Annotated in this window: 30 protein-coding genes and 2 pseudogenes; 16 read left to right on the top strand and 16 right to left on the bottom strand. The window is 70.0% G+C overall.

Annotation, left to right across the window (positions count from 1 at the left end; all coding sequences use genetic code 11):
* Nucleotides 1-13: 13 nt before the first annotated feature.
* The 3 genes from IAG42_RS34625 to IAG42_RS34615 all read left to right on the top strand — a co-directional run bounded on the left by IAG42_RS34625 (nucleotide 14) and on the right by IAG42_RS34615 (nucleotide 3,191).
* Complete coding sequence (locus IAG42_RS34625) at nucleotides 14-916, top strand: LysR substrate-binding domain-containing protein (RefSeq protein WP_188340902.1); 903 nt, start codon at nucleotides 14-16, stop codon at nucleotides 914-916.
* A gap of 128 nt (nucleotides 917-1,044) precedes the next feature.
* The gene (locus tag IAG42_RS34620) at nucleotides 1,045-2,031 is read left to right on the top strand and encodes an alpha/beta fold hydrolase (RefSeq protein ID WP_188340901.1); all 987 of its coding nucleotides are present in this window, start codon (nucleotides 1,045-1,047) and stop codon (nucleotides 2,029-2,031) included.
* Between the two features lie 89 nt (nucleotides 2,032-2,120).
* Complete coding sequence (locus IAG42_RS34615) at nucleotides 2,121-3,191, top strand: helix-turn-helix transcriptional regulator (RefSeq protein ID WP_188340900.1); 1,071 nt, start codon at nucleotides 2,121-2,123, stop codon at nucleotides 3,189-3,191.
* 80 nt (nucleotides 3,192-3,271) lie between these two features.
* Here IAG42_RS34615 and IAG42_RS34610 read toward each other — a convergent pair.
* From IAG42_RS34610 to IAG42_RS34600, 3 genes and pseudogenes are all read right to left on the bottom strand, one after another.
* A pseudogene (locus IAG42_RS34610) lies at nucleotides 3,272-4,297 on the bottom strand (MFS transporter); the annotation flags it as partial.
* Nucleotides 4,298-4,414: 117 nt separating this feature from the next.
* Nucleotides 4,415-5,080, bottom strand: a complete 666-nt coding sequence (locus tag IAG42_RS34605; RefSeq protein WP_188340899.1) for a nitroreductase — start codon at nucleotides 5,078-5,080, stop codon at nucleotides 4,415-4,417.
* A gap of 24 nt (nucleotides 5,081-5,104) precedes the next feature.
* Nucleotides 5,105-5,869: an MBL fold metallo-hydrolase gene (locus tag IAG42_RS34600; RefSeq protein ID WP_188340898.1), complete on the bottom strand. Its 765-nt coding sequence runs from the start codon at nucleotides 5,867-5,869 to the stop codon at nucleotides 5,105-5,107.
* A gap of 196 nt (nucleotides 5,870-6,065) precedes the next feature.
* Between IAG42_RS34600 and IAG42_RS34595 the strand changes: the two genes are divergently transcribed.
* The 7 genes and pseudogenes from IAG42_RS34595 (at nucleotide 6,066) to IAG42_RS34565 (ending at nucleotide 11,126) form a co-directional block, all read left to right on the top strand.
* Nucleotides 6,066-7,031 carry an ArsR/SmtB family transcription factor gene (locus IAG42_RS34595; RefSeq protein ID WP_188340897.1) on the top strand — a complete coding sequence of 322 codons (966 nt, stop codon included), beginning with the start codon at nucleotides 6,066-6,068 and terminating at the stop codon, nucleotides 7,029-7,031.
* Between the two features lie 330 nt (nucleotides 7,032-7,361).
* Nucleotides 7,362-7,628 carry a hypothetical protein gene (locus IAG42_RS34590; RefSeq protein ID WP_188340896.1) on the top strand — a complete coding sequence of 89 codons (267 nt, stop codon included), beginning with the start codon at nucleotides 7,362-7,364 and terminating at the stop codon, nucleotides 7,626-7,628.
* Nucleotides 7,629-7,999: 371 nt separating this feature from the next.
* Complete coding sequence (locus IAG42_RS34585; RefSeq protein WP_188340895.1) at nucleotides 8,000-8,269, top strand: hypothetical protein; 270 nt, start codon at nucleotides 8,000-8,002, stop codon at nucleotides 8,267-8,269.
* A gap of 97 nt (nucleotides 8,270-8,366) precedes the next feature.
* On the top strand, nucleotides 8,367-8,579 hold the full coding sequence (locus IAG42_RS34580; protein ID WP_188340894.1) for a hypothetical protein: 213 nt from the start codon (nucleotides 8,367-8,369) through the stop codon (nucleotides 8,577-8,579).
* A 102-nt stretch (nucleotides 8,580-8,681) separates the two neighbouring features.
* A complete protein-coding gene (locus tag IAG42_RS34575; protein ID WP_188340893.1) occupies nucleotides 8,682-9,746 on the top strand; it encodes a YihY/virulence factor BrkB family protein in 1,065 nt (354 codons plus the stop codon).
* Entirely contained in the window at nucleotides 9,743-10,222 is a 480-nt protein-coding gene (locus IAG42_RS34570; protein ID WP_317453351.1) for a hypothetical protein, read from the top strand. Before IAG42_RS34575 ends, IAG42_RS34570 begins: the two co-directional genes overlap by 4 nt.
* Before the next feature lie 74 nt (nucleotides 10,223-10,296).
* A pseudogene (locus tag IAG42_RS34565) lies at nucleotides 10,297-11,126 on the top strand (pectate lyase).
* 148 nt (nucleotides 11,127-11,274) lie between these two features.
* Here the strand turns inward: IAG42_RS34565 and IAG42_RS34560 are convergent.
* Together IAG42_RS34560 and IAG42_RS34555 are read right to left on the bottom strand one after the other, a co-directional pair.
* Complete coding sequence (locus IAG42_RS34560) at nucleotides 11,275-12,168, bottom strand: alpha/beta hydrolase (RefSeq protein WP_223206297.1); 894 nt, start codon at nucleotides 12,166-12,168, stop codon at nucleotides 11,275-11,277.
* On the bottom strand, nucleotides 12,165-12,725 hold the full coding sequence (locus IAG42_RS34555) for a quercetin 2,3-dioxygenase (protein ID WP_188340892.1): 561 nt from the start codon (nucleotides 12,723-12,725) through the stop codon (nucleotides 12,165-12,167). The genes IAG42_RS34560 and IAG42_RS34555 overlap by 4 nt, the downstream gene beginning before the upstream one ends.
* Before the next feature lie 121 nt (nucleotides 12,726-12,846).
* On the opposite strand from IAG42_RS34555, the gene IAG42_RS34550 reads away from it, so the two are divergent.
* Nucleotides 12,847-13,296 carry a MarR family winged helix-turn-helix transcriptional regulator gene (locus IAG42_RS34550; RefSeq protein ID WP_223206296.1) on the top strand — a complete coding sequence of 150 codons (450 nt, stop codon included), beginning with the start codon at nucleotides 12,847-12,849 and terminating at the stop codon, nucleotides 13,294-13,296.
* 42 nt (nucleotides 13,297-13,338) lie between these two features.
* Nucleotides 13,339-13,629: a hypothetical protein gene (locus IAG42_RS34545; protein ID WP_188340891.1), complete on the top strand. Its 291-nt coding sequence runs from the start codon at nucleotides 13,339-13,341 to the stop codon at nucleotides 13,627-13,629.
* A 294-nt stretch (nucleotides 13,630-13,923) separates the two neighbouring features.
* Here IAG42_RS34545 and IAG42_RS34540 read toward each other — a convergent pair whose 3' ends face one another.
* The 4 genes from IAG42_RS34540 to IAG42_RS34525 form a co-directional block, all read right to left on the bottom strand.
* Nucleotides 13,924-14,223, bottom strand: a complete 300-nt coding sequence (locus IAG42_RS34540) for a hypothetical protein (protein ID WP_223206295.1) — start codon at nucleotides 14,221-14,223, stop codon at nucleotides 13,924-13,926.
* 173 nt (nucleotides 14,224-14,396) lie between these two features.
* Nucleotides 14,397-15,035, bottom strand: a complete 639-nt coding sequence (locus tag IAG42_RS34535) for a nucleotidyltransferase domain-containing protein (RefSeq protein ID WP_188340890.1) — start codon at nucleotides 15,033-15,035, stop codon at nucleotides 14,397-14,399.
* A gap of 83 nt (nucleotides 15,036-15,118) precedes the next feature.
* The gene (locus IAG42_RS34530; RefSeq protein ID WP_223206294.1) at nucleotides 15,119-15,562 is read right to left on the bottom strand and encodes a hypothetical protein; all 444 of its coding nucleotides are present in this window, start codon (nucleotides 15,560-15,562) and stop codon (nucleotides 15,119-15,121) included.
* Nucleotides 15,563-15,656: 94 nt separating this feature from the next.
* Complete coding sequence (locus tag IAG42_RS34525) at nucleotides 15,657-16,175, bottom strand: cupin domain-containing protein (protein ID WP_188340889.1); 519 nt, start codon at nucleotides 16,173-16,175, stop codon at nucleotides 15,657-15,659.
* A gap of 80 nt (nucleotides 16,176-16,255) precedes the next feature.
* On the opposite strand from IAG42_RS34525, the gene IAG42_RS34520 reads away from it, so the two are divergent.
* Both IAG42_RS34520 and IAG42_RS34515 read left to right on the top strand, forming a co-directional pair.
* The gene (locus tag IAG42_RS34520) at nucleotides 16,256-16,873 is read left to right on the top strand and encodes a TetR/AcrR family transcriptional regulator (protein WP_223206293.1); all 618 of its coding nucleotides are present in this window, start codon (nucleotides 16,256-16,258) and stop codon (nucleotides 16,871-16,873) included.
* Between the two features lie 108 nt (nucleotides 16,874-16,981).
* Entirely contained in the window at nucleotides 16,982-17,998 is a 1,017-nt protein-coding gene (locus IAG42_RS34515; protein ID WP_188340888.1) for an HNH endonuclease, read from the top strand.
* Between the two features lie 24 nt (nucleotides 17,999-18,022).
* On the opposite strand, the gene IAG42_RS34510 is transcribed toward IAG42_RS34515, so the two are convergent.
* Both IAG42_RS34510 and IAG42_RS34505 read right to left on the bottom strand, forming a co-directional pair.
* Entirely contained in the window at nucleotides 18,023-19,141 is a 1,119-nt protein-coding gene (locus IAG42_RS34510; RefSeq protein WP_188340887.1) for a fatty acid desaturase family protein, read from the bottom strand.
* Between the two features lie 7 nt (nucleotides 19,142-19,148).
* On the bottom strand, nucleotides 19,149-20,204 hold the full coding sequence (locus tag IAG42_RS34505; RefSeq protein WP_188340886.1) for a ferredoxin reductase: 1,056 nt from the start codon (nucleotides 20,202-20,204) through the stop codon (nucleotides 19,149-19,151).
* Nucleotides 20,205-20,292: 88 nt separating this feature from the next.
* On the opposite strand from IAG42_RS34505, the gene IAG42_RS34500 reads away from it, so the two are divergent.
* Nucleotides 20,293-21,432 (top strand): PucR family transcriptional regulator, encoded by a 1,140-nt coding sequence (locus tag IAG42_RS34500; RefSeq protein ID WP_188340885.1) that lies wholly within the window; start codon nucleotides 20,293-20,295, stop codon nucleotides 21,430-21,432.
* A gap of 87 nt (nucleotides 21,433-21,519) precedes the next feature.
* Entirely contained in the window at nucleotides 21,520-21,858 is a 339-nt protein-coding gene (locus tag IAG42_RS34495) for a thioredoxin family protein (RefSeq protein ID WP_188340884.1), read from the top strand.
* A gap of 9 nt (nucleotides 21,859-21,867) precedes the next feature.
* Here IAG42_RS34495 and IAG42_RS34490 read toward each other — a convergent pair whose 3' ends face one another.
* From IAG42_RS34490 to IAG42_RS34470, 5 genes are all read right to left on the bottom strand, one after another.
* A complete protein-coding gene (locus IAG42_RS34490) occupies nucleotides 21,868-22,473 on the bottom strand; it encodes a dihydrofolate reductase family protein (RefSeq protein ID WP_188340883.1) in 606 nt (201 codons plus the stop codon).
* A 76-nt stretch (nucleotides 22,474-22,549) separates the two neighbouring features.
* On the bottom strand, nucleotides 22,550-22,924 hold the full coding sequence (locus IAG42_RS34485) for a hypothetical protein (protein ID WP_188340882.1): 375 nt from the start codon (nucleotides 22,922-22,924) through the stop codon (nucleotides 22,550-22,552).
* A gap of 30 nt (nucleotides 22,925-22,954) precedes the next feature.
* Nucleotides 22,955-23,371, bottom strand: coding sequence for a hypothetical protein (locus IAG42_RS34480; RefSeq protein ID WP_188340881.1), 417 nt, complete (start codon nucleotides 23,369-23,371; stop codon nucleotides 22,955-22,957).
* Between the two features lie 81 nt (nucleotides 23,372-23,452).
* The gene (locus IAG42_RS34475; protein WP_188340880.1) at nucleotides 23,453-24,145 is read right to left on the bottom strand and encodes a DUF6445 family protein; all 693 of its coding nucleotides are present in this window, start codon (nucleotides 24,143-24,145) and stop codon (nucleotides 23,453-23,455) included.
* 162 nt (nucleotides 24,146-24,307) lie between these two features.
* Nucleotides 24,308-24,934, bottom strand: coding sequence for an ATP-binding protein (locus IAG42_RS34470; RefSeq protein WP_223206292.1), 627 nt, complete (start codon nucleotides 24,932-24,934; stop codon nucleotides 24,308-24,310).
* Between the last annotated feature and the right edge of the window lie 39 nt (nucleotides 24,935-24,973).

Below are 24,973 nucleotides of genomic sequence, written 5' to 3'. Positions count from 1 at the left end.
GTAGAGTTCACGCATGCGCTGGTCGGCCCTTCCTCCTCTGAACACCCTGCTGCCCTTCGAGGCGACCGTCCGGCACGCGAGCATGACCGCGGCGGCGCGGGAACTGCATGTCACGCACGGCGCGGTGAGCCGACAGATCCAGAATCTCGAACGGGCCCTGGGGACCTCGCTGTTCGAACGTCAGACCCGCGCCCTGCGTCCGACCTCTGAGGCCCGCCAGTTGGCGGCCGTCGTGCGGGACGCGCTCGATCAGATCGACGCGGCGGCCCGGCAGATCGCCCACCCCACGCCCATCGGCCCGCTCACCCTCTCGTGCGAGCCCACGCTCCTGATGCGATGGCTCATCCCCCGGCTCCCCGATCTGGCCGTGAACGTGCCGGACGTCGCCGTGCACCTGTCCGCGGGCGGCGGCCCTGTCTTCTTCGAGCGGGACGGCATCGACCTCGCGATCCGCCGGGACGACTTCCCGTTCCCCGAGCAGACGCCCCCGACGCGCCTGTTCGCGGAACGCATCGGACCCGTGTGCCGCCCCGATCTCGCACCCCTGCTGACCGGCCCGGACGGCGCGGCACAGGTACCCCTGCTGCACACCGGCACACGGCCACAGGCCTGGGACGACTGGCGGCGTATCACCGGCAGGCGGACAGAGCCCGCCTCCCAGCAGACCCTGGAGCACTTCTACCTGACTCTCCAGGCCGCCACGGCCGGCGTCGGGGTCGCCATCGCCCCGTACGCCGTCGCCCACGACGACCTGGAGCGAGGGCAGCTCGTCGCACCCTTCGGATTCGTCCCCGACGGCACCAGCTACCACCTCCTCAGCCGTCGGTCACCCGAAGAAGACGGACGCGTCCGCGCCCTGACGGCATGGCTGCTGGCCCGGACCAGCCGGCTCGAGACCGGCTCCGAACCGGCGTGACCCCTCAGCTGTCGGACCCACACCGCGTGAACTTGCCGGAACGGCAACACTGATCGCGCCGCGCCGCCGCCGCGCCCGATGATCGATGGGTAGCCGCCGACCAGCCGCGAACCGAGGAGAAGTCGCCCATGCGATCCGAGCCGACCTCAGTACTCCGCCACCGCATCGTCGAGGCCCCCGCGGGTCGCCTGCATCTGGCCGAGCAGGGCACCGGCCCGCTGGTCCTGCTGGTCCACGGCTTCCCCGAGTCCTGGTACTCCTGGCGCCGCCAGCTCCCGGCGCTCGCCGCGGCCGGCTTCCGTGCCGTGGCCATCGACGTACGCGGCTACGGCCGCTCCTCCAAGCCGGCCGCGACCGACGCCTACCGCATGCTCGACCTGGTGGCCGACAACGTCGCCGTCGTACGCGCCCTCGGCGAGGAGTCAGCGGTGGTCGTCGGCCACGACTGGGGCTCCAACATCGCCGCCGCGTCCGCCCTGCTCCACCCCGAGGTCTTCCGCGCGGCCGGCCTGCTGAGCGTGCCGTACGCGCCGCCCGGCGGCCCCCGTCCCACGGACGTCTTCGACCACATCGGCGGCCCCGACCAGGAGTTCTACGTCTCCTACTTCCAGGAGCCCGGCCGCGCCGAGTCGGAGATCGAGCCCGATGTGCGGGGCTGGCTCGCGGGCTTCTACGCGGCCCTGTCCGCCGACACCATGCCGGCCGAGGGCGAACCGGACCCGCACTTCGTCGCCCCGGGCGGGCAGTTGCGCGACCGCTTCCCCGACGGGCCGCTCCCCGGGTGGCTGAGCGAGGAGGAACTCGACGTCTATGCCGCGGAGTTCGAACGCACGGGCCTCACCGGCGCACTCAACCGCTACCGGAACATGGACCGGGACTGGGAAGACCTCGCCCCCCACAGCGGAGCGGCGATCAAGCAGCCGTCCCTGTTCATCGGCGGCACCCTGGACGCCTCCACCACCTGGATGTCCGATGCCATCGACGCCTTCCCCGCCACTCTCCCCGCACTGTCCGCGGCCCATCTCCTGGACGGCTGCGGCCACTGGATCCAGCAGGAGCGCCCCGACGAGGTCAACCGCCTCCTGACCGACTGGCTCGCCACCCTCGAGCACTGAGCCGGGACGTCCGGGTTCCGCGGGCTCGTTCGCGCAGACGGGCAGCCGGCCGCCGGACCAGGCCGGGCCCGGCCTGGGATGATGGCTGCATGCGCGCGGCCCGGCTCCTCTCCCTCCTTCTGCTGTTGCAGAACCGGGGCCGGCTCACGGCCGGTGAGCTCGCCGAGGAGCTGGGGGTCTCCGTCCGGACCGTCTACCGGGACATCGACTCACTGAGCGGCGCGGGCATCCCGGTCTACGGGGACGCCGGGCACCACGGCGGATACGAGCTGCTCGGCGGTTACCGGACCCGGCTCACCGGGCTGCACGCCGAAGAGGCCGAGTCCCTGTTCCTGGCCGGGCTGCCCGGCGCGGCGGACGATCTGGGACTGGGCGAGGTGCTGGCGGCGGCGCAGCTGAAGCTGACCGCGGCGCTGCCGGCCCCGCTCCGGGACCGGTCCGGCCGGGTCCGTGAACGCTTCCACCTCGACGCGCTCGGCTGGTACCGGGAGCAGGACTCCCCGCCCGCTCTCGTGGCGCTCGCCCACGCCGTGTGGAACCAGCGGCGCATCCGGGTGCGCTACCGCCGCTGGGCCGAGCCGCAGGAAGTCGAGCGCGAGCTCGACCCCTACGGCCTGGTCCTCAAGGCGGGCGTCTGGTACCTCGTGGCGGCGACGGACGACGCGGTGCGCACCTACCGGGTGTCGTCGATCCTCCGCCTGGACGTCGGAGAGGACGGCTTCGAGCGCCCCGACGGCTTCGATCTGGCCGCGCACTGGCAGGACTACCTCCACGCCTACGACGCCCGCAGACTGCGCCTTCAGGCTTCCGTCCGGATCGCTCCGGCGCTGCTGTCCGCGCTGCCGGACCGACTGGACGCGGCGCTGGTCCGTGCCGTCGAGGCGTCGGCGGGACCGCCGGAGGCCGACGGCTGGGTGACCGCGACCGTACCGCTGGAATCGGTCGAGTCGGCGCTGCCGACCCTGCTGTCGCTGGGGCCGGACATCGAGGTGCTGGCCCCCGAGGAACTGCGCCGCGCGCTCGCGGCGACAGCGGCGGCGATGCTCGACCGGTACCGCCCGGCGGACACCTCTGGCCGGTGCGGGGCCGGTGACCTCAGCAGCAGTCCCGCGGACAGCGTGGCCAGCAGGGAGAGCGCGGCGAGTACCGCGAAGCCGTAGCGCGTGTCGGTGTGGTCGGTGACCGTCGCGACCAGGAACATCACTCCGACCGTGGCCGCCAGACCGCCGCCGTTCGCCAGCCCGAAGACTCTGCCCACCGAGGCGTCGTCGGCCGAGGTCATCAGCATGGTCCGCGAGGCGATCCGGGCCTGCCCGAAGACGAACGCGCCCAGCGGTACGCCGATCAGATAGCCGGCGATCCCGAACTGGCTCTGCAGCAGCAGGCCTGCGTCGCAGAGCAGGAAGCCCACGACGGCGACGCGAAGGTCGGGCCAGTGCCTGCCGACGATCCGGTAGGCACCGGTCGCCGCCAGGAAGCCGAGACTCCCCAGGGCGTCGACGGCGCCGAACGTCCCCGCCCCCAGGTGGAGTTCGCCGATGACGGCGGTGGGCAGCAGTGCGTTGAAGACCGTGACGACCACGCTCCCCTGGGCGTAGAGCAGGATGAAGTGACGCATCGGCAGCGGCACCCGTGACCCGGTCGGGACCGGTGCCGGCCCGCCGTCCGGGGTGGCCGTCGGCACGCGGTTCGGGCGACGCCCCACCGCGGCGACGCAGAGCGCCGACACGACGAAGGTCCCGGCGTTGAACACCAGCAGCGGCAGGGCGCCGAAGGCCTGTACGGACAGCCCGCCGATCGTCGCCGACAGCAGCATCCCCGCCTGGGTCCCCATCTCGTAGCGGGCGTTGAACCGTCGCAGCCGGTCCGCCGCGACCCTTTCCTTGATCAGCGCGGAACTCGCCGGAAAGAACAGGGCGCCGACCACGGCGAGCGTCAGATTGGCGCCGTAGACACCGGGCCCCGGGGATCCGCCGCACACCAGCCACAGCGGCAGCCCGAGGGCCAGCGCCGCACTGGTGACATCGCAGCCGATCCACAGCGCCCGCCGGTCGAAGCGGTCGGCCAGCCGCCCGAAGAGCGGCGAGAGCAGCGCCTGCGGCCCGGCGACGGCGATGAAGAGCCAGCCGACGGCCATCATGGTCCGCTGCTCCCTGATCAGGAGCAGTGCGCCCGCGATGAGTTGGACGTTGTTTCCGAGAGCGGTCGCGAAGGCAGCGGGCACGAGCAGCCGTTCGGCCCGTTGGGAGGGGTGACTGAGGAGCATCGCACCAGTGTCCGGAGCTTCACTGACATCTCCTGTCAGTGAAGCTCGCACATGTTCCCGCACGGCCCGCGCTCCTCGTCCCGGCCCACTGACCTGTGCGTCCTGGCCGCCAACTCGTCACATTCCGACGAAACTCACCGTCTCCGCCAGATCCGCCCGCCCGGTGCGCAGCCGTGCCACGCCCTCCTTCTCGAAGCCCACCGAGACGCCGCAGAACAGCACGAGTCCGTCGTCGGCCCCGACCACCTCACCGACGGTCTCGCGGTACATGGTCCACATCACCTGGGGGCAGCTGTGCAGGCCTTCCGCCCTCAGCAACAGCATCACCGTCTGTACGTACATCCCCGCGTCCGCCCACTGTCCCGGGCCCATGGTCCGGTCGAGGTAGCAGAACAGCACGACCGGCGCCCCGAACGCGCCGCAGTTCAGGGCGGCGATCTTCGCGGGTCGGTCGGGGTCGTCCCGCTCGATGCCCAGGGCCCGGTACCTCTGGGCGGCAGCGGCGGAGAAGCGGTCCGCGTACGGGGAGGCCAGTTCGGGCGGGTACATCGGGTACTCGCGCTCGTCGCCCGGGTCTCCCGTCACGGCCCTGGCCGTCGCGCGTCGCTTCAGCTCGGCCAGCGGCTCGCCGGCCACGACGTAGGCGCGCCACGGCTGGAGATTGCCGCTCGACGGTGTGCGCGCCGCCGCGGTCAGCACGCGTTCGAGAACGTCTCGGGGCACCGGCTCGTCGCTGAACGCCCGCACGGCCCGGCGACCTACCACGGCTTCGTACACATCCACGTGGTTCTCTTCCTCTCTACGTCCCTATGCGGAGGGCCCGCTCAGGTACTGGTGGGCGAGTTCCCGCAGTCGGGACCCGGAGAAGCTCCGGCCGTGGCCCGGGTGGGCGGTCGACAGGTCCAGGTCGGCCAGGCGCGCGAGGCTGCGCCGGTAGTCCGACGGGGCGGATTCGGGGAGGTCGTCGATGAGGTGGCCGTTGTAGACGACGTCTCCGGTGAACAGCGCCCCGGTGCGTTCTTCGAGCAGGGCGATGCAGCCGGGGGTGTGTCCGGGCAGGTGCAGGACGGTCAGGGCGCGCCCGCCGAGGTCGATGGTGTCCCCGTCCTCGAGAACACGGTGCACCGTGAGTGGCTCCACGCGGTAGGCAGTCGGGTCGTAGCCGGGGTGGGGAAGCGCGTCGATCAGCAGCGCCGGCATCTCTTCTCCCCCTGCCTCCACACCGAGTTTCCTGTAGAGCTCGGGACCGTGAAGGCTGGACGGCACGCCCTGTGCCAGCAACTCTTGGGCGGCTTTGTGGGCCGCGCGTTCCGTGAACTCGTGTGCTCCGCCGACGTGGTCCAGGTGTGCGTGGGTGAGGACGACCAGAGGGTCCCGCTCGAACATCTTCGGGATGTGGCGGCGCAGGGAGGCGACGCCCAGGCCCGCGTCCACGACGAGGTCGCGGTCCGTTCCGCGCAGCCACCAGAGGTTGGCCCGCACCAGTTTGTCGACGTGCGGCTCGGTGATGCGCACGAGGCCGTCGTCCAGCTCCTCCAGCTCGTACCAGCTATGAGCCTGCGTCAGAGTCATCGGCCCGCCCCACGTGCGGGGGCGCGCTCGCCGGTGTCCGGGTCCGTGCGCGGGGCTGGAGTGCCGGTGGGCGTGTGGCCGTGCATGAGGGGCCGGTCTGGAGCCGTCGCCGAGTTTCTCCCGGCCGGAGCGGTGGTCATGGTGGTGATCCCACCCGGCGAACCGGCCGCGGTGCGAGAGATTTAGTCTGGGCCGAATGTTGCTGCTGCGGCTCGACCTGGACGACCTCGCCTCGGTCCGCTTCGCGTGTTCCCCGCTGCAGGAGACCGTGTTGAGCCTGCGGGCGTGGCAGAACCCGGTCCGGTATGCCGAGCATCGGCCCTTGCTGCGCCAGGGCGCCCCACTGCTGCGGCGACTCGACTGGCCCCTTCTGCGGTGCCTGGTCGGGCCGCGCCGGCGCATCGCCGACTTCCTGACCCCTCATCCCGGCGGCCCGTCCCCCGATGTCGACGGCGAGTTCGCGGCACTGCGGGCCACGCCTGCCGAGCGTGTGACGGCCGAACTGCTCCAGGCCGCCAGTGGTACGGAGCTTTGCGCCGGACTCGTCGACGCGTACCGGGATCCCCCGGCCCTGCTCGCGCGCATCGCCGACGCCCTGTACGCCTACTGGGCGCTCGTGGTCGCGCCGCACTGGCCGCGCATGCAGGCGGTTCTGCGGTCCGACATCCTGCACCGGGCGCGGCGGCTGGCCGACGGCGGGGCCGCGGCGCTTTTCCCCGACATCCACCCCGGCCTGCGCTGGCAGGCAGGCACGCTCACCGTGGACACGCTCCGCGACGAACGGCGTGACCTGGCGGTGGAGGGCCGCGGCGTGACGTTCACCCCGTCTCTGTTCTGCGACCGTGCCAGCACACTCCTCAACCCCGCGCTGGCGCCCAGGATCGCGTACCCCGCGCGGGGCCGCGCCACGGTCTGGCACACGCACGCCGTGGCCCCGCCGAAGGCCCTGGCCGATCTGCTCGGCAGCACCCGGGCCCTGCTCCTGACCCAGCTCGCGGAGCCGGCGAGCACCACCGACCTGGCCCACCGGCTGGAGCTCAGCCCCGGCACGGTGAGCCAGCATCTGGGGGTCCTGCGCCGGGCGGGACTGGTCACCCGGGCCCGGCACGGGCACCTCGTGCTGTACCTGCGCAGCCCGCTCGGCGACCGTCTGGCGGCATGAACCGGTCACGTCGCCACCAGGTATTTCCGCCGTCGCGAACGTTTCGCAGGTCATGGTCGACGACCGTGCGTCCGCGCACCTGAACGCTTCCTCACCGCTGCACACCGGGGTGACGGGTCCTCGCTGGGTTCAGAGGCGGGAACCGCAGGATGGCCACCGGCCAACCATGGGTACACATCGAAAGGCCGGGCTTTGGAGCAAAGGCATCGGCGCACGAGCAGCAGTCCGCCCTTCGCGCACCGTTTCCTCAAGGTGCGCATCCTCATGCTCACCGCGAGCACGGGCGGTGTCCCTCGACGTGCCTGTCACTCTTCTGCCCCTGGAGGCCTCATGACCGAGTTCCTGGAACCCACCGCTCGAGACCAGTTGCCGGGCGCCCCGACGATCATCGAGCAGGGCGCGTCGGTCCTCGCCGCGGTGGGACGGACGAGCATCCCTGATGCCACCGACGTCCTGCGCGCGGCGGCAGCGCGAACCGGCATCAAGGTGGCCCACGTGGCCCAACTCCTCGTGGACTGGGAAAGAACCGGAAGGCTCAGCAGAGACCTGCGCACAGCGATACGGCACTCCCTGCCCTCATTCCCCCTCGCCCCCTGACCTCGCCGGCACGTTCAGTTTTTGGGCTCTCGGCTCGGCCTTGGCGAGGTCGAGCCGCCGTGTTCTTGTGCCTCAAGGCCCCCACCGGGCCCGGGAACAGGCTGAGGGACACCCGCGGAGCCTGAAGCGGCGTCACACCTCCTCGTCCGCAGTATGAGATGACCTTCCAGGATGCGGCGAAGATCTGGCACCATGCCCGCATGCAGCAGCAGCTGATTATCAGCGGCAGCGTGCCGGCATCGAGCCCTCGGGAGTAACCCTCCCCGGCTCACCGCCCGCACGCAGACCTCTCGCGCCTCGCGAGGGGTCTTTTTCGTTTCCCGGCCCCACAACGGCCCCACCACGACCCCCGCAGACAAGGACCACCACCCATGGATCACGCCCGCCTCACCGTCACGCTGCGCCCCGGCCACGGGACGCTCGCACGTCTCGCGTCCACCCTCAACAACCACCACGTGCTCGACCTCGCGTACGCCACCTCGTCCCCGCTCTCGGCCACCGCCGTCGTCCGCCTGCCGCGGCCGGATGCCCCGCGCGCGCAGCACAAGCTGCGCCGGCTCGTCGACGTGATCGACGTGTCGCTCGACGATCCCGCTTCCACCAGCACCTCCCACCCCTCAGCAGGTGCCGTCCGTACCTGAACCGGGCCCTGCGCTCACCAGACCTTCACACTTCGCGGCTGCTGAGCGAGGGGCGGAGGGGAACCCGGTCGACGTTGCCGAACGGAGGGATGTCGCCGTGATCGCCGTCGCCGTGTCGCTTCTGCCCGTCCTGGGCCTACTGCTGTTCCTGATGGACCGCATCGAGGAAAGGTTCCTGGGCAGGCCACCGCGGCGGGCGCCTCGCCATTCCCGTGACCGTCATCTGCGACTGGTCCACGACGCGGGCAGCCGGCCGTCCGGCGAACGCGATCAGTCCGGGCGGCCCGCCCGGCTCGCCGATGCGGCCTGAGCCCGTGGGCGGGCGCGCCACCAAGAGGATCCCGGCGGCGTACGGAGGACGCCCGGCGGACTCTGATCGATTAGGCGCGGGCGAGGTGGATACCCGGCGGCCATGGTGAAGCTGCATCTGCCGGGGCGGAACGCTCATCACGGCAGCGACGAGAACCAGAAGCATGAGCCGCCCGCCCCTGAGGAGGTCGGGCCCGGCCCCGAGGTGGAGCGCCGGGCCCCCGACGCGCCGACGAAACTTCCCAAGCACGCATGGCGCGGCGTACTCAAAGGCTCGCTGCGGGAGTTCAAGGACGACGAGCTGGCGGACCGCGCGGCCGCGCTGACGTACTACGGAGTGCTGTCGCTGTTCCCCGCGCTGCTGGTGCTGGTGTCGATGCTGGGCATCGCGGGCCAGTCCGCGACGGACTCGGTGCTGGCCAACATCAAGAAGTTCGCGCCGGGCTCGGCCAGGGACATCATCACCCGGGCCGTGGAGCAGTTGCAGGGCAACGCCGGCCTCGGTTCCGTCATGGCTGTCGTCGGCATCGTGCTGGCCGTGTGGTCGGCGTCCGGCTACGTGGGCGCGTTCATCCGCTCGGCGAACGCCGTCTACGACATGCCGGAGGGCCGCCCGGTGTGGAAGATCCTGCCGGTGCGGATCGGTGTGACGGTGGTGCTGATGGTGCTGGCGGTGGTCAGTGCGCTCATCGTGGTCTTCACCGGCAGCCTGGCCAGGGAGGCGGGGAAGGCGCTCGGCATCGGGGACACCGCCCTGACGGTGTGGTCCATCGCCAAGTGGCCGGTCCTCGTCGTCCTCGTCACGATGATGATCGCGATCCTGTACTGGGCCACCCCGAACGCCAAGGTGAAGGGCTTCCGATGGATCACCCCGGGCAGCTTCCTCGCCATCGTCGTCTGGCTGATCGCCTCCGCCGGCTTCGCGTTCTACGTGGCCAATTTCGGCTCGTACAACAAGACCTACGGCACCATGGCCGGCGTCATCGTCTTCCTCCTCTGGCTGTGGATCAGCAATCTGGTGATCCTGCTGGGCCTGGAGTTCGACGCCGAGACCGTACGCCAACGGGCCGTCGCCGGCGGACACCCCGCCGAGGCCGAGCCCTACACACAGCCTCGCGACACCCGGACGTGGACCGAGGAGGACCGGCGCCGCCTCGGTGACGTGTGACGGGGACCCCGGCATCCGCTTCCGCGACGGCACCGCACCACGCCCCATCACTGCCCGCCAAGTCCCCGGCGCCGCCTCCCGCCGCGGCAGCCGACGCGGAGCTGTGGTCGGACGGGTCCGTCGACCCGGGCTCCCACACGTACTGGGCCCAGAGCAACGTCACGTTCAAGGCACGGAAGGAGCTCTCGGCACTGACCGTGGAGCTGCGCGTCGCGCAGACCGGTGACGTCGCCGACACCGGCAACTGGCGTTCTCTGCCCGCCGACGACTTCACGGCATCGGTCGCCGAACGCGACGGATTCCTCATCTACCGCTGGGTGCTGAAGCCCGGCCGGACGGTGCCTGCCGGGGAGCATGTCTTCGCCGGTCAGTACGACCACGCTACGGGTGCGCGGGACGCCGGCGGGGACTCGTACTCCGTCACCGGCCGCACGATCACGGGTCAACAGGCCGCGTCGAGTGGGGACTTCGCCTGAGCCCAGAGGCGTACGTCCGGGAAGAACTGTGGTGCGGGCGGCAACCTTCCCGCCCTCGGCGGCAACCAAGGGACATGAACAAGGAAACCTCACCCCCCGCACGCCACCGCCGTCGCGTCACCAAAGGCCGCGCGATCACCGCAGGTGCCGCCGCGCTCGGGCTGACCGGCGGCGCCCTCTTCGCGAGCGGCATGTTCAGCCCCGCGGGCGCCGCCTCCAACTGGCCCGAGGCGAAGGGCCGGCAGTCCGTCTCCTCCACCATCTCCGTGTCCGGCACCCTCGACGGTGGCTACAAGCGCTACTACGGCGCCGGTGAACTCGGCGGCGACGGCCAGGAGGAAGGCCAGGACCGATCTTCAAGCTCAAGGACGGCGCCGTCCTCAAGAACGTCATCATCGGCTCCCCCGCCGCCGACGGTGTGCACTGCGAGGGCAGTTGCACCCTGCAGAACGTCTGGTGGGAGGACGTCGGCGAGGACGCCGCCACCTTCAAGGGGAAGTCCGCGTCCGCGGTCTACACCGTGTACGGCGGTGGTGCCAGAAGCGCGGCCGACAAGACCTTCCAGTTCAACGGCGCCGGCAAGCTCGTCGTGACCAAGTTCCACCTGGAGAACTTCGGCAAGCTGGTCCGCTCCTGCGGCAACTGCTCGACCCAGTACAAGCGCACGATCCTCGTGAACGACGTGGACATCACCGCGCCGGGCAAGTCGATCGTCGGTGTCAACACCAACTACGGGGACACGGCAGCGCTGCGGAATATCCGTTTCCACGGCGACAGCAGCCGCAAGATCAAGCCATGCGTGCGCTACCAGGGCAACAACACCGGCGCCGAACCCAAGGAAACCGGCAGCGGGCCGGACGGCACATCCTGCCGCTACACGGCATCGGACCTCACCTACAACTGACCACCACCTTCGCTGCCCGACAGGGAACACAACGCGCGGCAAGGGCCTGACGCCGACAAACCCACCTCGGCGCCAGACCCTTCGCCGTCCCGCACACGGCCGTGTTCGACCGGGCCGGCATCCGGGAAGACCCACGCCGCGAACCACTTCAGACACAGCCCCGCACGTGCTGGGTGGCGAATGCAAGGGACTGCCGAAAGAGATCCTCGACGGCCGTTCCCGTCAGCCCGTACCAGCCGTGATCGGCGTGCGGCACCAGCCGCAGCTCCACGGGCGCGCCGGCCTCCCGCAACGCACGGCCCAGCTCCCGACTGTGGTCGGCGTGCACCATCGAATCGCGCTCACCGTGCAGAAGCAGGAAGGGTGGCGCTCCGGCCCTGACCTGGTGCACGGGGCTCGCCGAGCGCGCAAGGCGAGGCACGCGTACGGGAGCGTCCCCGAGCAGTCGCGCCTCCATCGTGTCGGACGCAGACGGGTCGAACGGCGGCCGCGGGGCAGTGAGATCGGCCGGCCCGTACCAGATGACGGCCGCGGCGGGGCGCGGCTGGTCATGGGTGAGCGCGAGCAGAGACGCGAGGTGCCCTCCGGCGGACTCCCCCCAGACCACAGTTCGCCCCGGATCGATCCCGAGCTCTTCGCCACGCAGCGTCAGCCAACGCAGAGCGGTCCGCAGGTCGTCCAGGGGTGCGGGGAACGTCGCCTCGCCGCTGAGCCGGTAGTCCACGCAGGCCACGGCGAAGCCGACCCGTGCGAGGCGCTCGAAGGGACCGGGATCCCAGGAGCGCGTATGCAGCCCCATGTCGTCACGCCGCCCCCGCCGCCAGGCCCCACCATGAACGAACAGAACGACAGGGGTCGGCCGCCCCTCGGCGGACGGCCCGGGCAACCACAGATCGAGCTCCAACGGACGCCCACCGTCGACGTGCCCGTAGGGGACGCCGCGAACCATCCGCACACCGTCCGCCCGCTGCGCGAAAGGTGGCAGCGCGGCGGTGTCGGGATGCGGCGCGGGGATCAGGTCGAGCAGCTCGCACGAGGTCATGCGCTGGTCCCCCACTCATGCCCCGCCAGGAAGCGCACGTCGAACTGCTGCGACACCGAGGCGAACCGCTCCGGCTCCGGTACGTACGGCGTGGCAGGCAGCCCGAGGGCTTCGGCTGGGGTACCGAGGGTCTCGAAGAACCGCTCGAAGGTGCCACCGGGACCCGCCGCGACGCCGACGATCTGGGAGTGGTGGCGCTCGATGCGATAGGCGTGCGGACAGTCCTTCGGTACGAAGCCGAAGTCTCCCGGCGTGAGCAGCCGTTCGGTCTGCCGGCCCTCGGTGTCCTCGACGAAGAGCCGGACGGCGCCCTGGGTCACGTAGAAGACCTCGTAGGTGTCCGCGTGCAGGTGCGCGGGGATGATGTCGCCCTTGGGGCCCTCGACGGTGAAGAAGTTGAAGGCGTTCTCGGTCTGCTCCCCGCCCGCGTACACGGTGATCAGGTCACCGAACAGGTGGGCGCGATCGCCTTCGCCCTTCTCGATCACGTAGGGCCTGCTCGGGTCAGCGGGGATGCGGGAGGTGCCGCGACAACGCGACGCGAACTCCATGGTCATGACTACCACCCTCTCCATGTCAGCCTGCCTGACACTCCATATGTCAGGTACCCTGACACGAGTGACTGCGGCCCGGCAAGCGGCCGCCCACCTCCGGCCCCACCGCATGCGAGGAAAGAACGTGACCGAGAACCGACGTGACCTGCCGCAACTCCTCAACGACGCCCGGCGCTGGTTCGAGGAAGGTCTCCTCGCGGCCCTGGCGGCGGACGGGGTCCCTCCGGTCACCCCGACTCAGGTGCAGCTCTTCGCCGCGCTCGACGAAGACGGCACCACCGTCTCGGAGCTGGCCCGACGCATGGGCGTCACCCGGCAGACCGCCCACCAGGCCGTACGCGCCTTGGTCGACGCCGGCCTCCTGGAACAGGCACCCGCCCCCACGTCGGGACGACAGCGCCCGATCCGGCGCACCCCTCAAGGAAAGAGCGCCCACGAGCGGGCCCGCCACGCCCTCGACCACCTCGAGACGACCTTGACCGACCGGATCGGCTCCGCCCCGATGGCGGCGCTGCGGTCCGCGCTGGAAGCCCCCTGGGGCGAGCCACCGACGGGACCGGCTGGTCGCGGTTGACCCACACATCGGCTCCGCCGGTGGTGCTGTCATCATCACGGGATGCCCCAGGAGCAGCTACTACCAGCAGGATGGACCCTGGACGAGATCCGGGAGGTCTCCGGCGATCGGAAAGCCGAGCCCCTCAGCACAGATCGAGTCGTGACCTGGCTGGACCGACCGGAAGGAAATGAACAACGGCTGCACCCTCAGATCGTCTTGGGGTTCCAGGGACTGTGCCTGGTGAAGCCGGTGGACGATGAGGACTGGTACATGGGCCACCTGGAGGACGATGGCAGCGTCTGCTGCTGGAGCGCCTACGGCGATCTGTACGAAGCGCTGCGCGGCCTCTGACATCACAGGGGTCGCCGGCCCCAGGCCGGCACGGCAAGACCCCATCCATTCAGCCCGGTTCACGGCAGCGCAAGTGAGACTGAAGCCGGCAGCCGTTCGCGGCCGGAGAAGTGATGCGCGACCGACACTGACAGGGCATCACCTGGCCATCGACAGCGCCCGACCGCCGGTTGGGCCCCGGACGAAACTCCGAGCCACCCCCAGACAGGCCGGGGATGCAACCATTCCCTTCAGAGCCGGCACCCCCGAAAGCCGACCGCGCACGAGAGAACCTAGCCGCCGCGCGCGCAGCTGTCAGACCACGTCGTCAAGGAGCCCGAGGCCTTCCGGGAACCCTTCCAGAAACTCCCGCCGCGCCGGGTCGGACTCGCGGTCTGCCATCGTCTTCAGGAGGTCGACGAACTCGCTCCGCTGACCACTCGACAGCTGGCTGACCAGGTTCCCTACACCCTCCAGGACCTTGACCGCGTCGTCCGGATCCATCTGCTCGTCCTCACAGCCCTCGATGAACCACAGGACATCGACCAGGGCCTCGGTGACGGCGTGGGTCAGAGACGTGTACTCGGACGACAAGGCAGGCTCCAGGCGGGTCACGGCGATACGGTCCGGCCATCGCACCACACACCACTGACATCACGTGCAGGCCCCTGCGCCGTCAAAGGACGCTCAACACGTCCATCGACGGCCCGCGTTGCGGAGCCGATGCGCGTTCCCCCACATCGCAGCGTCCGGACCGCCCTCCGCCGCCCCTCTGCTGCATGAACGGGCTATCTCGTCAGCCCTGCCAACCAGGGATGCCCGGGATGCATGCGGGTCAGCCAGCGGCCGAGCAGATCGCGGCGACCCTGACTCAGCAGCGGCAGAACCTCGTCGAAGTCGGATTGGTCCTTGGGTCGCGGTGACTTCGCTTTGAACAGCAGCACCAGCTCCGGCACCAGATAGGGAATGCCGTCCGCGTTCCACTCGATGATCGCGTCGTAGGGCAAGCGAAGGCTGTCGTCCCGGCGGCAGATCCATGTTCCGCCGTCGTGCGGTTCTCGGAAGACGTCGAAGAGGAATTGGTTGGTCGCCGGATCTCGCGCCCAGGTCTGATGCGTGGCCGCCAGTGTCTCGGTGTCTGCGCGTGTCCAGATTCGCCCCGAGCCCACTGCGTCAAACACGCACTCAGGGAAGAGATCCCGAACTTGCGCGAACCCCGCCGCCGGCACCGCGATCTCCAGATCGCCGTGGGGCCGCGACTGCCCTCCACGGAACAGATCCAGTGCCCATCCCGCCACGACGCACCAGGGAAGGCCGAGGACGGCCAGTCGTTCTGCGACCTGTTCCGGTCGCCAGGCCTCCGCCCATCGGGCTTCCAGTTCGTCCGGGCCCAGGATGGTGCCGCAGGGTGGCAGCGAGTCGGCCATCCATCCAACGTAGCGTCAGGAGACCACGTGCGTGGCGTAGACGGAGTGCGACGATCCGCACCCTCGTGGCAGCGACCGGACCCTCACTTCGCGGAGCGAAGGACGGGATCGATGTGTGACAGGCTCTCGTGCAGGCGACGGGCTCCGCGGGCTACACGATCGTCGGCGTCGCCCGACAGCTCCTCGCTGAGTCGCAGCCCCTCGTCCAGGTCGTTCCAGAAGATGCCGAAGACATCGACGACCGCGGTGTGGATCCAGTCGGCGTGGTTGTCGTCGGCGGCCGCCAGGGCTGACGCGACAATCGCCAGTCCGGTCTTGTCCTTTCGCCGAAGCAGAGCCTCCGCGGTCCGTCTGGTGACGTAGGTGTCACCGGTATCGAGCACGAGCTCCAGCAGGGGGTCCACGGCCTCCGGCATCTCGGCGAGACCTGCCAGGCCGTGACCGGCATCCGCCCGGTCACGCCAGTCGTCGCTACGCCCGAGTTCGCGCAGGGTCAGCACGACCGCGCGGCGCAGGTCAACGTCCACGGATTCGCCCGCCCCTCCCAGAAGTCGCGTCAACGTATCACCGCGACGCCCGGCCGAATGCCCACGCACAGCCTGCGGTCCGCCCCTACCCCGATCAGAGGCCCGGCGGTGGTGTCAGGTCGAAGCGTGCGATGACGTCGGGCAGCCAGTCGGGGCGGCCGAGTTCGAGGCCGTACTTGGCGGCGAGCTCGGGCAGCGCGTCCGGGGGCGGTGGCTGCTCGTCCTCGAACATCTCGACCACCTCGCGGAAGAAGTGCTCGAATCCGGCGGGGCTGATGATCTCGATCATCCGGGCCGGGACGGATCCCGCGTTCCACATCGTGTGCAGCTCCCCGCGCGGCTTGGTGATGTAGCCGCCGGCGCCCAGGACGACCTCGCGGTCTCCGGACCGGAAGCCGATCTCGCCCTCGGTGACGATCGAGTACTCGTCCTCCCGGGTGTGCAGATGCGGCGGAACCAGGGCGCCGACCGGGAACGGGTGCTCGACGACGGAGACCGCTCCGTCCGTGTCCGCGCCCCACAGCTTGAAGGCGACCCCTATGGAGCCGAGGAAACCCTCGGACCCCTCCCCCGGGCGGACGACGGTGAGCGGCGGTGCCGGCGATTCAGTCATGTTGATCACCTCGGTGCATTTTGGCGATACACTGGTGTTCTCCTAAAAAGTCTCCGCCGCGGACCCAGAGGTGTCAAGCTTTGAGTGAACACCAGCGTTCGACGAAATCGCGTGGCTACGAGATGCGCAAACGCGCCGAGGACGTGGACCGGACCCGGCAGCGCATCGTCGAGGCCGCCGTGCACCTGCACGGCACCGCGGGCCCGGGTGCGACGAGCATCGCCGCCATCGCCGAGCGCGCCGGGGTGACGCGGATGACCGTGTACCGGCACTTCCCGGACGACACGGCCCTGTTCGAGGCCTGCTCGGGGCACTGGATGTCGCACCAGAAGCCGCCCCGGCCCGACGAGTGGCGCACGATCTCGGACCCCGTCGAGCGACTGACGGCCGGACTCACCGACCTCTATCGCTTCTACCGCTCCGGCGAGGCGATGCTGACCCTGGTCATCCGCGACCAGCACGCCGTACCCGAGTCGATCCGCCGGGCCCGTGAGGCGATGGCCAGGCAGTACGTCGAGGTGCTGGCCGAGCCGTGGCCGGGCGATGCCGACCCGGTGCGGTGGGCGGTGATCGGCCACGCCACGGCGTTCTCCACCTGGCGCTCGCTGTGCCGGGAGCAGGCACTCACGGACCGCGAAGCGGTCGAGGTCATGGTCGCGCTGGCGGGCGTCGTCGGGGTGGGCGGTTCCGCCGGGTGAGATGCCGCGCCCGTCCGTCCCCCGCCTCGGGCCGGGGCACCCGGGAACCAGCGCTCCGCCTGCAAGGTCCTACGACCTGACCGTGCCGCAGGCAGAAGAGGAGTCCCCGTGCGCTACGTCCCCCGCGCCGACAACACCCCGCTGAAGTTGGCCCTGTTGAAGGCGTGGAACTACCTGTGTCACATGTGCCAGAAGGAAATCGCGGTCGCTCACGCCGAGATCGACCACATCGTGCCCCGCAGCCTCACCGGCCAGGCACTCAAGGATCTCAAGGACCTCTTCGGTCTGAACGACAGCTTCGACCTCGACGACCCCATGAACCTCGCCCCGATCTGCCGACCGTGCAACATGCGGAAGGGAGACGAGACCTTCAATGCCGCGCCGGCTCTGCTGATGCAGCTCAAGAAGGCCCGCCGACAGCGCGACCGGGTGATCCGCGACTGCAAGAGCTTCGGCTCTGACACCCGGGTGGCGAGGGATCTCCAGAGTGCCCTCAAGGCGGAGCTTAGTTCCCAGAAGGCCAAGGACGCCTTCATGGACCACGCTCCAGAGGTCGTGCAGAGGCTCGCGAACCTGGACGCCGACCGGGCGGACTACGTGAAGAACCGCGTCGTCGAGCTCGACGAAGAGCAACTCGAGCCCCATGACAGGCCGATCCGCTCCCTTGCCCTGCACCTCCGCAGCCGAGGCAGGGAGACGGTCTCCGTCCTCGAGGACCTGTGCGGCCACTCGTTGGCAGACCTGCTCGCCGAGCGGATGACCGACCTGGAGGAGCAGATCTGCGCACGGGTACAGGTGGAGTTCCCCTCCGTCGACGACTGGGCCAACACGACCGCCGGCCCACCCGTCATGACGCACCTGGACGTGGGCGTGGACGGCGCCGACTACGCACGGTACGGCCCAGCCGTGGAGTTCACCTTCCAGGGATTCTTCGAGAGCTACCTGACCGCGTCCCTCGTTCAGGACAGCCGTACCGGCGACGGACTGCAGGATCGGCAGGGTGAGGCCGAGGCCTCGGGGACCTTCAGCTTCACCTTGGACTGGGCCTTCTCGAGCGAGCCCGGAGACGGTGAGGTGGGCGAATGCACCATCGAGGACTGGGACAGCAGCCTCTACGTGTACTGAATCCGGCTCCTGCCCCTGCCCTCCTCAGGCCGCGACGAGCTCCCGTTCGCGGTCCGGCGTGTCGACCTTGGGCGTCTTGTTCGGCAGGGAGAGGCGGAAGACCTTGCGCCACGCGGAGTAGACCTGCTTGGGCAGCGGGCCGGTGACGTACTCCAGCTCGTACTTCTCGAACAGCGCGCGCACCTTGACCGCGACCTCGGCGTACCGGTTGCTCGGCAGGTCGGGGAACAGGTGGTGCTCGATCTGGTGCGACAGGTTGCCGGTCATGAAGTGCATGGCCTTGCTGCCGCTGATGTTGGCCGAGCCCATCATCTGGCGCAGGTACCACTGGCCGCGGGTCTCGCCGTCGATCGACCGGCGCTCGAAGACCTGGACGCCCTCGGGGAAGTGCCCGCACATGATCACCGAGTGGGACCAGAGGTTGCGGACCAGGTTCGCGGTGAACGTGGCGGCGAGCGTGGGGAGGAACGACGGACCCGACAGCAGCGGGTGGATCACGTAGTCCTTGAGCACCTGCCTGCGGATCTTGCGGCCCACGGCCTTGGCCCGCTCTCGGAACTCCGGGTTCTTGCGGCGGCGCTTGTGCAGGTTCTTGCCGAGCTCCAGGTCGTACGCGGCGATGCCGTACTCGAAGAAGCAGGCGTTGATGAAGTTCCACAGCGGCTGGCCGAGGTGGAACGGGTGCCACTTCTGGTCCTCGTCGACCCGCATGATGCCGTAGCCGAGGTCGTTGTCCTTGCCCATCACGTTCGTGTACGTGTGGTGCAGCTCGTTGTGCGAGTGCTTCCACTGGTCGGCCGGCGAGACGTGGTCCCATTCCCAGGTGGTGGAGTGGATCTTCGGGTCCCGCATCCAGTCCCACTGGCCGTGCAGGATGTTGTGCCCGATCTCCATGTTGTCCATGATCTTCGCCACGGACAGTCCTGCGGTACCGATCAGCCAGGCGGGCGGGAAGAACGAGAACAGCAGCACGCCCCTGCTGGCCAGCTCGAGCTTGCGCTGCGCCGAGATGACCTTGCGGATGTAGGCGGCGTCCTTCTCGCCGCGGCCGGCGATCACCTCGTCGCGGATCGCGTCCAGCTCGCGGCCGAGCTCCTCGATCTGCTCCGCGGTCAGGTGGGCGGTGGGGTCGATAGCGGTCAAGGTGTTCCTACCGTTCGATGTCACAGGGGCCCGCGGCCGCGGACACGCAGGTCTGGATGAGGACGCCCGGCTCGCCCTCGGTGATCTCGCCGGTGCGCAGGTCGCGGACGGCGCCCGCCTTGAGCGGCGCCACGCAGCCGAAGCAGATGCCCATGCGGCAGCCGGAGGGCATGAGCACTCCGGCCTCCTCGCCGACGTCCAGCAACGGGGTGGCGCCGTCCGCCTCGACGGTCCTGCCGGTGGCACTGAACGTGACCTCGCCGCCGTCGCCCGCTACGACCATGGCGGGGCGGAAGCGTTCGGTGTGCAGGCGCTCCCGCACCCCGTGCTCGGTCCAGTGCTCCTCGGCGGCGTCGAGCAGGCCCGCGGGGCCGCAGGCCCAGGTCTCGCGCTCGGCCCAGTCCGGTACGAGGGCGTCGAGACGGGCGATGTCGAGGATGCCGTCCGTGTCGGTGTGCACCTCGGTGAGGCGCAGCTTCTTCTCCGCCACGAGGGCGTGCAGTTCCTTGCGGAAGATCACGTCCTGCGGCTGCGGCGCGCTGTGGACCATGACGACGTCGTCGAACGCGGTGTCGCGCAGCATGCCCATCACGGGCGTGATGCCGCTGCCGGCCGTCAGGTAGAGCACCTTGGCGGGCCTGGGCCGCGGCAGCACGAAGTCACCGGTCGCCTGGTCGAGCTGGATCAGCGTGCCCGGTGTCACCCGGCGGACCAGGTGGTTGCTGACCTTGCCGCCCGGGATCGCCTTCACGGTGATCGTGACGCGGCCGTCCTGCCGGTCGGTCGGGGAGGTGAGGGAGTAGGCGCGCCACAGACGCACCCCGTCGACGTCGACCCCGACGCGCACGTACTGACCGGCCGTGTGGCCGCGCCAGCCCCGTCCCGGCCTGATCACGAGGGTCGCGGCGTCACCCGTCTCGGGGTGCACGGCCTCGATGCGACCCCGCAGGTCGGCGCCCGCGCGCAGCGGGCTGACCAGGTCGAGGTAGTCCGACGGCAGCACCGGCGTCGTGACCATCTCCAGCAGTTTCCACGCCCTGCTGCGGAGGGCTGCACTCGTCATGACACCAGCTTGCTGCGCCGCGAGGCGTAAAGTCCTGACCGTAGGACGTAAATCTGGTCGGCAGAATTGTTCGCAGGGTACAAAAAACGTGAGTCATGCATTCCGGAGGGCCAGTGAGCTGGCCCTGGACGAGAAGACAGTCACCGCGCTGCGGTCCGCGCTGAAGACCACGGCCGACGAGATCGTCCAGGCGATCATCGACGAAGTCCCTTCCTACGCCAACGCGCTTTCGGGCCGCATGGGCGGCACCATCCGCCGGGCCGTCCGGACCGCGCTCGGGCACTACCTGGACCTCGCGAGCGGGAACGCCACGGGCGGCGACGCCGGTGACGCCGCCTACGAGCTGGGCCGCGGCGAGGTGCGCGACGGCCGGTCGATGGACGCCCTGCTCAGCGCCTACCGTGTCGGCGCCCGCGTGGCCTGGCGGTGTCTGGCGGCGGGGGCCGTCCCCGCGGGGCTGCCCGCGGGCGAGGTCGCCAAGTTCGCCGAGCTGACCTTCGCCTACATCGACGAGCTGTCCGCCGCGAGCGCGGCGGGCCACGCCGACGAGCTGGCCGCCCGCGGCAGGGACCAGGAGCGCCACCTGGAGCATCTGGCCCGCGAGCTCCTCGCCGGCGCGCACCCGGACGTGCTGCTGGCCTCCGTTCAGCAGGCCGGATGGCAGCCTCCGGTCTCGCTCACCGCGGTCCTGCTGCCCGCCGCCCAGGCCCGCCCCGCGTATCGCACCCTCGACCCGAGCACCCTCGTACTCGACGATCTGCCGGACGCCACCGGCGTGCTGCTCGTCCCCGATGCCGACCGATCACGTCTGATGCGGCAGCTGACCGAACGCTCCGTGGTGGTCGGCCCGCCGCGGCCGTGGACGCGCGTGTCCGCCTCCTACGCCCGAGCCGTGCGGGCGCGCTCCCTCTCCCCCGACATTCGCGACACCGAGGAGCACCTGCCCGATCTGGTGCTGAGCGCCGACGTGGACGCGTTCGCGGATCTGCGGGCCCGAGCCCTCGCCCCGTTGCGGGCCCTGCCCGCCGCGACGGCACGGCGGCTGGAGGAGACGTTGCGGGCGTGGCTGCTGCACCAGGGCCGGCGGGACGAGGTGGCGGCGGCGCTGTTCGTCCATCCCCAGACGGTCCGCTACCGGATGCAGCAGCTGCGGTCGCTGTTCCCGGAACTCGCATCGCCGCAGCGGGTCCTCGAACTGACGCTGGCGGTCGGTCTCCGGGCCGTGTGACGCGGGGGCCGGCTGACGCGTGATTCGACCGCCCCGTGCAAGGGATGATGGGGGCCGCAACGACGGAACGTGAGGTCAGGAGATCGCATGGCGAAGCAGGTTCACCGGCCTCGTGAGGACGCGGAGTTCGATTTCATCCTCGGGATGAGCAAGGTTCCGGTCCTCGCCTACTTCACCGGGACCTGGCCCAAGGCGATCGAACCCTGCCGGGAGATGGACCTCGTCGTGGGGGACATCGCCGACGCGTACGCGGGCCGCCTGACGGCCGTACGCGCCGACATCACGCGCTGTCCGTCCGCGACCCGGCGATACGAGGTCACCGGGGCACCGTCCTGCGTCCTGCTGAAGGCGGGAGAGGCGGTGGCGCACGCCACGGGCCCCATGACCGTAGTCGAGGTACGGAGCCTCCTGGACGGCCACCTCTGAGGTGTGAGGTCAGGCAGGGGTAGCGAGCGGAGGGTGCTCGAGCACGCTGGGCTTGTACTCGACCAGCTGGATGCGGCCGTCGAAGGTGCGGTGGTCGGTCATCTCGAGAGCGACGTCGGGATAGCCGTCGTAGATGCGTTCCTCACCCGTGGCCCCGGTGATCACCGGGAACATCACGACCCGGAAGCGGTCGACGAGCCCCGCTCGCAGCAGGGACCGGCACAGGCTGAGGCTGCCGATCGTGCTGAGGAGCCCCGAACCGTTCGCCTTCATGGTGCGGACGGCCTCGACGGCGTCGTCACGGACGAGCGTGGAATTGGCCCACTTCAGGGGATCCTCCAGCGAGGAGGAGAACACCACCTTGGTCGCCTGGGTGAGCTCGTCGACGGACTCCTCTTCCTCGGGCCTGAGCCCGTCCTGGCCACCCGGTACCTCCCCCGCCGCGAATCCCGACATCAGACGGTAGGTGTTCGCTCCCATCAGGTAGGTGGCCTTGGGCTGCTCGCCCAGCCACGCGAGGTACTCGGGGCCTTCGAGGCCCCAGAATCCGGGCCACCCCTCCCCCGAAGCACAGCCGTCCAGGGAGGTGATGAAGTCGACGAGAAGCTCCGACATGGCGGTGTTCCTTCCTCAGGTGTCACGAGCTTGGACCGCCGGCGAGCCAGAAACTCATCGGCCGCTCGGTGACTGATCAGAGCCCGTCGTCGATGAGCAGCTGGGAGCTGAGGGTGTCGCACGCCCATTGCTCCCACTTGGCCGGCGGCCACGCGCGGTCGCGGGTGAGGACCAGGAAGAGCTCCGGGCTGAGGATGCCGTAGAGGATGTCGGCCGCTTCTTCGACGGGGATGGTGGGGCGGGCGCCCGGCTTCTCGGTCAGGGACTTCGCCGCTGTCGCGATCACGGTGTACCGCGGGTCCGCCTGGTCCGGCCACAGCTCCCTGATCTCCGGGTTCGTCGCCGCCGCGGCGCGGACCATGTCGTTGATGGCCGCGACGCGCTCGAGTGTGCGGCGGGTGCCGGCGACCAGCGTGACCAGCGCGGACGAAATCCGCGCCGGAGGTGACACCCCAGGCAAGTGTGCGGCAGCCCGCCCGTGTCACCGGCCCGATGACGGCTCAGAGCCAGTGAGGATGCCCTGGGCATGCTGATCCTCTGGGGCGATCTCCGTGACTGCTTCACGCGCTCGCTCGGTTCGGCCCGTTCCGCAGAGCAAGCGTACGAGTGTGTAGAGCGCGTCGCGGTCGCCGCCCGCTGCGCGCTCATGGAGCTTGTCCTCCAGCCCGCGATCGCGAAGTTCTCGGTTGAGCCGCCGGCGGGCATGGACGTCCACGCGTGCCAGGTCCTGGAGCTCTGCCAGCCGTCCGGCCCGGGCAAGCAGGTCCATGTGCCACAGATGGTGGTCATGAGCGGTGTGATCAACGGAGTAGCACTCGGCATGGACGCTCACCAACGCGATGGCGGCGTCCCAGTCACCGGCCTCTTCAGCCGCCCGCACCTGCTCGAACCATGTCACCGAACGAGTGTCGCAGCTGGGCCTGTGGGCTTGACGTTTCGGGTCCCCTGGCCGGCCCGTTCCGGATCATGGCCCAAAGTCCTACTGAGCCATCCAGAAGAAGACGGCGGTCATCCGCTTGTCCTCCAAGGTGCTGCCCGCGTAACCCGTCGCGGTGTGGATGAGGTTGGCGGAGTACAGCAGCAGACGGTTGTAGCGGGGCGGGACGCGTACGTCCTCGGTGAAGGAGTCCTCCGGCACGTAGCGGGTGCCCAGCGCGTCGACCAGGTTGTTGTGCGGGGCGAGAACCTGATTGCCGCCGACCGCGCCGCCGGGCAGGCTCTGGCGGTAGAAGCTGGTGCCGCAGTCCTTGGGCAGGTGCGGGCTGAGGTACAGGACCGCCGCGTAGCGGCACAGGCTCCGGGAGTCGGTGTGGGGGCGCGGTTCGCACTCGCCCTTGCCGACGACCTGGACGCAGTTGTGGTTGAAGGTCCCCCCGCCGGCGGGATCCACGGCCCAGATCTTCTGGGCTCCGGTGGTCTTGCGTACGAGCCTCTCCACATGGGCCAGCTCGGCCGGTTCGAGGCCGGGCATCGTGCGCAGCCCGGGCCACGGCTCGCGCTTGTGCGGGTAGCCCTCGACCCAGTCGTCCCGCTCGAGCATGCGCGCCCGCACCGCGTCGGGGTCCGGCAGGACATCGTCCAGGATCCAGTAGTCGCGGCCCCGGGTGGGCTTGCGGTACGGGAGGGCACGGATCGTGCCGGGACGTGGGGGGTTCGGCTGCACAGGGGACATGGCGGGAACGCTAGTCCCGGCGAGGACGCCGCCCGTCAAAGCACCGGCAAGGCTGCGGCAAGACATCGCCATGTAGGCAAGCAGGAGGAAAAGACGGGGTCCGTGACACGGGCAGCTGACGCGGTGAGGCTCCGGTCGGCGGTGAACACCGACCGGGCGCTTCTACGTTCCTCGGCGGTCCTCGATCTGGAGGGAGAGGTGTTGCCATGACTGGAGGTGTCGGGCCAGTTCGTCGAGCAAAGGGCCATGGACTTGGGGCAGGCGCTCGTCAGGGAGGAAGTGGACGGTGGTCCCGGTCGTGGAGTCGTCCGCGACCGGTTGCAGGCCGGTGGTGGGCACGCCGTGTTCGTAGCGCTGGGTCCAGGAGCCGTCGAGGCGGCGGTTGGTGTGGACGAGCCAGGTGCTGAGTGCCGCGACGACGGACATGCCCCGGCGCGCGTGGGTGTCGGGCAGGGCCGGCGCGTGGGGGTGGTCGAAGAACCGGAGGTCCTTCGTGGCCATGACCGGCTTCTTCACGATGTTCCCGTCCTCGTCGCGGCGCGTGTCGGTGCCCCGTCCGTCGTCGGCGACGGCCACGGAACCGTCGGGGAGGAGGGTGATCCGGCAGTGCCCGCCGTTGCCGGATTCGGCCTCGTCCGCCGCGTAGGCGACGACTTCCAGGATCAGGTGCACGGTGCCGCCGGGCGCGAAGGCGGCGGGGCTCCGGCGGATGTGCGCGAGATGGTCGAGGTCGACGGTGCTTGCCCAGTCGTGCGTGGTGTTGCGCCAGGAGGCCCTTGGTGTGTCCATCCCCGCAGTATGCGGGGACGGCCGAGGCCGGGAACGGGC

It is taken from the genome of Streptomyces xanthii (assembly GCF_014621695.1).
Lineage (GTDB): Bacteria > Actinomycetota > Actinomycetes > Streptomycetales > Streptomycetaceae > Streptomyces > Streptomyces xanthii.
Note: the sequence above shows the minus strand (reverse complement) of the source record. Positions and strands in the feature narration are given on the sequence as shown.

Bases quoted from the DNA above. Each gene is read 5' to 3' on its own strand.
- IAG42_RS34625 (WP_188340902.1), top strand. From the start codon at position 14: ATGCGCTGGTCGGCCCTTCCTCCTCTGAACACCCTGCTGCCCTTCGAG.
- IAG42_RS34620 (WP_188340901.1), top strand. From the start codon at position 1,045: ATGCGATCCGAGCCGACCTCAGTACTCCGCCACCGCATCGTCGAGGCC.
- IAG42_RS34615 (WP_188340900.1), top strand. From the start codon at position 2,121: ATGCGCGCGGCCCGGCTCCTCTCCCTCCTTCTGCTGTTGCAGAACCGG.
- IAG42_RS34600 (WP_188340898.1), bottom strand. From the start codon at position 5,869: ATGACTCTGACGCAGGCTCATAGCTGGTACGAGCTGGAGGAGCTGGAC.
- IAG42_RS34595 (WP_188340897.1), top strand. From the start codon at position 6,066: ATGTTGCTGCTGCGGCTCGACCTGGACGACCTCGCCTCGGTCCGCTTC.
- IAG42_RS34590 (WP_188340896.1), top strand. From the start codon at position 7,362: ATGACCGAGTTCCTGGAACCCACCGCTCGAGACCAGTTGCCGGGCGCC.
- IAG42_RS34585 (WP_188340895.1), top strand. From the start codon at position 8,000: ATGGATCACGCCCGCCTCACCGTCACGCTGCGCCCCGGCCACGGGACG.
- IAG42_RS34575 (WP_188340893.1), top strand. From the start codon at position 8,682: ATGGTGAAGCTGCATCTGCCGGGGCGGAACGCTCATCACGGCAGCGAC.
- IAG42_RS34560 (WP_223206297.1), bottom strand. From the start codon at position 12,168: ATGACCTCGTGCGAGCTGCTCGACCTGATCCCCGCGCCGCATCCCGAC.
- IAG42_RS34555 (WP_188340892.1), bottom strand. From the start codon at position 12,725: ATGACCATGGAGTTCGCGTCGCGTTGTCGCGGCACCTCCCGCATCCCC.
- IAG42_RS34545 (WP_188340891.1), top strand. From the start codon at position 13,339: ATGCCCCAGGAGCAGCTACTACCAGCAGGATGGACCCTGGACGAGATC.
- IAG42_RS34535 (WP_188340890.1), bottom strand. From the start codon at position 15,035: ATGGCCGACTCGCTGCCACCCTGCGGCACCATCCTGGGCCCGGACGAA.
- IAG42_RS34525 (WP_188340889.1), bottom strand. From the start codon at position 16,175: ATGACTGAATCGCCGGCACCGCCGCTCACCGTCGTCCGCCCGGGGGAG.
- IAG42_RS34505 (WP_188340886.1), bottom strand. From the start codon at position 20,204: ATGACGAGTGCAGCCCTCCGCAGCAGGGCGTGGAAACTGCTGGAGATG.
- IAG42_RS34495 (WP_188340884.1), top strand. From the start codon at position 21,520: ATGGCGAAGCAGGTTCACCGGCCTCGTGAGGACGCGGAGTTCGATTTC.
- IAG42_RS34490 (WP_188340883.1), bottom strand. From the start codon at position 22,473: ATGTCGGAGCTTCTCGTCGACTTCATCACCTCCCTGGACGGCTGTGCT.
- IAG42_RS34475 (WP_188340880.1), bottom strand. From the start codon at position 24,145: ATGTCCCCTGTGCAGCCGAACCCCCCACGTCCCGGCACGATCCGTGCC.
- IAG42_RS34470 (WP_223206292.1), bottom strand. From the start codon at position 24,934: ATGGACACACCAAGGGCCTCCTGGCGCAACACCACGCACGACTGGGCA.